Raw genomic sequence first — 4828 nt, 5'->3', positions numbered from 1 at the left:
TACCCCACGAACGTCTTCATCGGCGACGTCCGGTGCCGCGTCGTGGCCACGTCGAGGGCGGGGAGGGCGGCCCGGAGGTGGCGGGCGACGAGCCCTTCCGTCATCGCCTCCGTCTCGTAGTGCCCGGCGTCGACGAGCGCGATCCGGGGCGCGCCGTTCGGCCCGAGCGCTTCGAACCAGCGGTGGTACGTCACGTCGGCCGTCACGTAGGCGTCGGCGCCCGACGCGAGGGCGGCGCCCAGGAACGACAGCCCCGAGCCGCCGCACACCGCTACGCGCTCGACCGTCGCCGCGTCGTCGCCGACGTAGCGGAGCGCGCCGGCCCCCAGCCGCTCGGCCACGCGCGCCAGGAATGCCGGCAGCGGCTCCGGCGCGGGGAGGCGGCCCACGACGCCGTACCCGTGCCGCGTCGCCGGCGTCTGCACCTCGAACACGTCGACCGCCGGCTCCTCGTACGGGTGCGCCGCGGTGACCGCCTTCAGCACGCGCCCGACGCCCCACGACGGCACGACGGCCTCGATGCGCACCTCGTTGACCGCCTCCTCCGCCCCGCCCGCGGTCCCAATGGCGGGGCGGGCGTCCGGCCCCGGCGTAAACCGGCCGACGCCGCCGGTCGAGAAGCTGGCACCCGAGTACGCTCCGATCGCGCCCGCCCCGCCCGCGTCGAGCGCCGCGCGGACGGCGTCGGCGGCATCGGTGGGCGCGAACACGACCACCTTCCGCATCACGCCGTCGAGCGGGGCGAGGACTTCCGGGTCCTCGACGCCCAGCGTCTCGGCGAGCGCGAACGACACGCCGCCCCACGCCGCGTCCAGGTTCGTGTGGAGGGCGTAGTACGAGACGCCGGCGCGCACGAGCCGCCACGCGAGGCCGCCGACCGCGTCGCCCTCGGTCACGCGCCCGAGCGGCTTGAACAAGAGCGGGTGGTGCGTGACGACGAGCTCCGCCCCGCCCGCGGCCGCCTCGTCCACGACGGCCGGCGTGAGGTCGAGGGCGACGAGCACGCGCGACACCTCGGCGTCGGGGGCGCCGACCTGGAGGCCGACCCGGTCGAAGTCGGCCGCGCTCCCGGGCGGCGCCCAGGCGTCGAGAACAGAAACGATGTCGCGGACGGTGGGCATGGGAGGAGGAGAAGAGGTCGGAAGAAGAGGGAGAAAGACGCGGGCGGGGTGGTCGGGGCCTCGCCTCCCCGCCCTCTTCTCCTCGACACCTCCTCTCTTCTTTTGCCGTTGGGCGGGGTGGTCAGGCCGGCGCGCGCCCCGACAGGCGGACGCCCTCGGCCTCGTCGACGCGGAGGAGGAGCAGGGCGCCGATCACGAAGAACACGACGACCGAGCCCACGCCGATCCGCTGCGAGTCGAAGGCGACCGTGAGCTGGCCGAGCAGGAGCGGCCCCATGAACGCGGTCAGCTTGCCCGAGAAGGCGAAGAAGCCGTAGAACTCGGTCTCCTTGTCGCCCGGCACGAACCGGCCGAGCAGCGAGCGGCTGGCGGCCTGGTTCGGCCCGGCCGCGATGCCGAGCAGGATGCCGGCCGCCCACAGCGCCTCGGGCGTCTGCCCCAGGACGGCGACGAGCGTGGCGACCGTGAGGGCGCCGAGCGAGATGAGGATCGTCGTCTTCCCCCCGATCCGGTCGTCGACGAACCCGAACACGAACGCGCCGGCGCCGGCGGCGAGGTTGAGGGCGATCCCGAAAAAGAGGATCTCCTCGAACGTGAAGCCGAACGTGCCGGCCGCGTAGATGCCGCCGAACGCGAAGACCGTCACCAGCCCGTCGTTGTAGACGAGGCGCGCCACGAGGAGCCGGATGATCTGGCGGTACTGGCGGATCTCGCGGGCCGTGTCCGCGATCTCGCCCAGCGTCGAGCGGAGGAGGCCGCGGCGCTCGGGCGGCGCCTCGGGGCGGGGGTCGCGGAGCGTGAGGAAGGCGGGGACGCTAAAGAGCGCGAACCACGCGGCCACGAGCAGGTTCGTCGCGCGGACATTCGCGCCGGTCGCCTTGTCCAACCCGAACGGGGCCACGTCGGGCTGGACGAACACGACGAGCGCGACGCCCATGCACAGGAGCCCGCCCACGTAGCCCAGCGCCCACCCTAGCCCCGACACTCGGCCGATCCGGTCGGGCGGGGCGATCTCGGGGAGGAACGCGTTGTAGAACACGTTCTGGAGCTCGAATGCCACGTTCGCGACCACGAACACGCCGAGCGCGAACGCGACGTCGCCCCGCTCGGGGAAAAAGAGCACGGCCGTCGCCGCGATGCAGAGCGCGGTCGTCACGAACAGGAGCCGCTTGCGTGTGCCGGTCGCGTCGGCGTAGGCGCCGAGGAGCGGCGAGAGCACGGCGACGAGCACGGCCGTGACCGTGACGGCGAGCGACCACTGCGCCGTCCCGTCGGTCTCGTTCGCCGCGATCCCCTGCGTGAAGTACGTCGCGTAGATGAAGGTCACGACGAGCGTCGTGAACGCCGAGTTGGCGAAGTCGTAGAGCGCCCACGCCCACACGGTGCGGGACGTCGAGGCGGGCGGGGCGGTCGTCTCGGCCATACGGACGTGCGGGGGCGGGGTGGAGCCGCCAAGCTAGACCGTCCCGCCCAAGCGCCCTGGTGCGGGAGGACTATCTTTCCGCCCCGCTCCAGACTGGACCCAGGCTGGCGAGCGGGACGCGCCCACGTAGCTCAGTCGGATAGAGCGACTCTCTCCTAAAGAGTAGGCCGCAGGTTCGATTCCTGCCGTGGGCACCCACCACCCCGCCCCCCGATGGCGACACGACAACGGACACGGCGCCGCACGGGCGGGGCGGGGCAGGGGGCGCGCCGGTGGCCTTGGGTCGCCGCGCTCCTCGCCGCCGCGGCGGTCGTCGGGCTCGTGGCGCTCCGGGAGGGCGGGGAGGGCAGCGCGGCGCCTGTCCTCCGGCCCGAGGTCGTCGCTCAGTACCCGCACGACACGCTGGCCTTTACGCAGGGGCTCCTGGTCGAGGGCGGGGCGGTCTACGAGAGCACCGGGCTCTACGGCCGGTCGTCGCTCCGCCGCGTGGACCTGGCGACCGGCCGCGTCGTGGCGTCGCGGTCGCTGGGCGACGGGGACTTTGCCGAGGGGCTCGCCGCCCTCGACGGCCGGCTCTACCAGCTCACGTGGCGCCAGGGGCGTGTCTACGTCGCCGACGTCCAGACGCTGGCCCCGCTCGACACGCTCCCGCTCGCGGGCGAGGGCTGGGGGCTGACCGAGGACGGCCGGCACCTCATCCTGAGCGACGGGTCCGACCGGCTCCGCGTCCTCGACCCCGCCACGCTCGCCGTCGTCCGCACGGTGGAGGTCCGGGACGGGGGCCGGCCGGTCCCGCGGCTGAACGAGCTCGAGTACGTGGACGGCCTCGTCTACGCGAACGTGTGGCAGACGGGGCGGATTGCGGCGGTCGATCCCCAGAGCGGCGCCGTCGTCCGGTGGCTCGACCTCGGCACGCTCCACACGCTCCACACCGGGACCGGCCGGGACGTCCTCAACGGGATCGCCCACGACCCGGCCACGGGCCACCTCCTGGTGACGGGCAAGCTGTGGCCGAGCGTCTACGCCGTCGAGGTCCCCGCCGAGTAGCCCGCCGCCCCGCCCGTCACGCGGCGTCCGCCCGGACGTCCAGCCACGCCACGAGGTCGGCGATCACGCGGTCGCGCTCGTCCTCGTGCAGCGTCTCGTGGTAGAGCCCGTCGTAGAGGCGGAGCGTGACGTCGCCGGGCGCGTGCTCGGCCAGCCACTCAGTCCCCGCCGGGTCCGTGATGACGTCGGCCGTGCCGTGGAACAGGTAGAGTGGGAGGCCGAACGCCTCCGGCCGCTCGCGGACCCGCTCGGTCGCCTGGACGATCGCGTTCCCCAGCCGCGCGCGGACGCCCCGGACGATCGTCAGCGGGTCCTCGCGGTACTTGCGCTCGACGGTCGGGTCGTGGGACAGCTTCGAGAGGTCGACGCGCGTGGCCGGCGCGTTCGGGAACCACCGCGCGACGTACGGGGCGACGGCCCGCAGCACGGGCGGGGCGGCGACGGAGAGGGCGGGGGAGGAGAGGACGAGCCCGGCCAGCCTGTCCGCCCCGCGCTCCTGGACCGTCCGGGCCGCGGCCAGCCCGCCCATCGAGTGGCCCATGAGCACGACCGGCAGGCCGCCCGCCGTCTCGGCCGCCCCGCCCAGCAGCGCCTCGACGTCGCGGGTGTACTCGTCGAACGAGGTCTCGACCTGCCCGCGCTCGCCCGGCGACTGCCCGTGCCCCCGGAGGTCGACGGCTTGGACCGCAATCCCGCGTACCATGAGCGCGCTCGCGAGGTAGGCGTAGCGCCCGCTGTGCTCGTGGAGCCCGTGGACGAGCGCCACGACGAGCCGCGTCGGCCGCCAGTCCGGCACCCAGCGCCGCGTAAACAGGGAGAGGCCGTCGAAGGTCTGGAGGGTGTCGGTCTCGTGCGTCATCCGTGCGGACCCTGGGGGCGGGGTGGGACTCTGGAGCGGAGACGCGAGTATACCGGGCCGCCCCGCTCCTGGACCTGCCCCGCCTCGCCCGTGACCGTCCTCGAATCCACGCCCGATGCCGACGCCATCCTCGAGTTCGTCGACGAGCAGGTCCGCAGCCTCCGCGACGGCGGCCTCGAGCCCCGCTCCATCCTCGTCGGCCCCGACGCGTTCGAGGCGCTCAAGACGGCCGTCGCCGCCCGGTTCGGCCGCGAGCGCGCCAACGTCGAGCAGTACCAGTGGCTGACAGTCGTCGTGGACCCGTTCCGCGGCGGCGCCGTCTGCGTCGTCCCCGCGCCCCGCGAGGTGGCCGATGGCGTCCGCGCCGAGCGAGTGTGA

Annotated in this window: 5 protein-coding genes and 1 tRNA gene; 3 read left to right on the top strand and 3 right to left on the bottom strand. The window is 74.1% G+C overall.

Features of this window, described 5'->3' with window-relative positions:
- Both RM540_RS16030 and RM540_RS16025 read right to left on the bottom strand, forming a co-directional pair.
- Nucleotides 1-1121: Nif3-like dinuclear metal center hexameric protein (locus tag RM540_RS16030; RefSeq protein WP_311665987.1), on the bottom strand; the 1121-nt coding region annotated here is incomplete at its 3' end.
- A gap of 121 nt (nt 1122-1242) precedes the next feature.
- Nucleotides 1243-2544, bottom strand: coding sequence for an MFS transporter (locus RM540_RS16025; RefSeq protein ID WP_311665985.1), 1302 nt, complete (start codon nt 2542-2544; stop codon nt 1243-1245).
- Nucleotides 2545-2664: 120 nt separating this feature from the next.
- On the opposite strand from RM540_RS16025, the gene RM540_RS16020 reads away from it, so the two are divergent.
- A tRNA-Arg gene (locus tag RM540_RS16020) sits at nt 2665-2738 on the top strand.
- 19 nt (nt 2739-2757) lie between these two features.
- Entirely contained in the window at nt 2758-3591 is an 834-nt protein-coding gene (locus tag RM540_RS16015; RefSeq protein ID WP_311665982.1) for a glutaminyl-peptide cyclotransferase, read from the top strand.
- 16 nt (nt 3592-3607) lie between these two features.
- On the opposite strand, the gene RM540_RS16010 is transcribed toward RM540_RS16015, so the two are convergent.
- Nucleotides 3608-4450 (bottom strand): alpha/beta hydrolase, encoded by an 843-nt coding sequence (locus tag RM540_RS16010; protein ID WP_311665980.1) that lies wholly within the window; start codon nt 4448-4450, stop codon nt 3608-3610.
- Between the two features lie 90 nt (nt 4451-4540).
- Here RM540_RS16010 and RM540_RS16005 point away from each other — a divergent pair, with 90 nt between their 5' ends.
- The gene (locus RM540_RS16005) at nt 4541-4828 is read left to right on the top strand and encodes a family 4C encapsulin nanocompartment shell protein (RefSeq protein ID WP_311665978.1); all 288 of its coding nucleotides are present in this window, start codon (nt 4541-4543) and stop codon (nt 4826-4828) included.

The organism is Rubrivirga litoralis (assembly GCF_031846415.1).
GTDB classification, from domain to species: Bacteria; Bacteroidota; Rhodothermia; order Rhodothermales; family Rubricoccaceae; genus Rubrivirga; species Rubrivirga litoralis.
The sequence above is the reverse complement of the archived record's forward strand: the minus strand, read 5'-3'. Positions and strand labels throughout refer to the sequence as shown.

Excerpts from the sequence above, each read along its gene's own strand:
- RM540_RS16025 (WP_311665985.1), bottom strand. The coding sequence starts at position 2,544 with ATGGCCGAGACGACCGCCCCGCCCGCCTCGACGTCCCGCACCGTGTGG.
- RM540_RS16010 (WP_311665980.1), bottom strand. The coding sequence starts at position 4,450 with ATGACGCACGAGACCGACACCCTCCAGACCTTCGACGGCCTCTCCCTG.
- RM540_RS16015 (WP_311665982.1), top strand. The coding sequence starts at position 2,758 with ATGGCGACACGACAACGGACACGGCGCCGCACGGGCGGGGCGGGGCAG.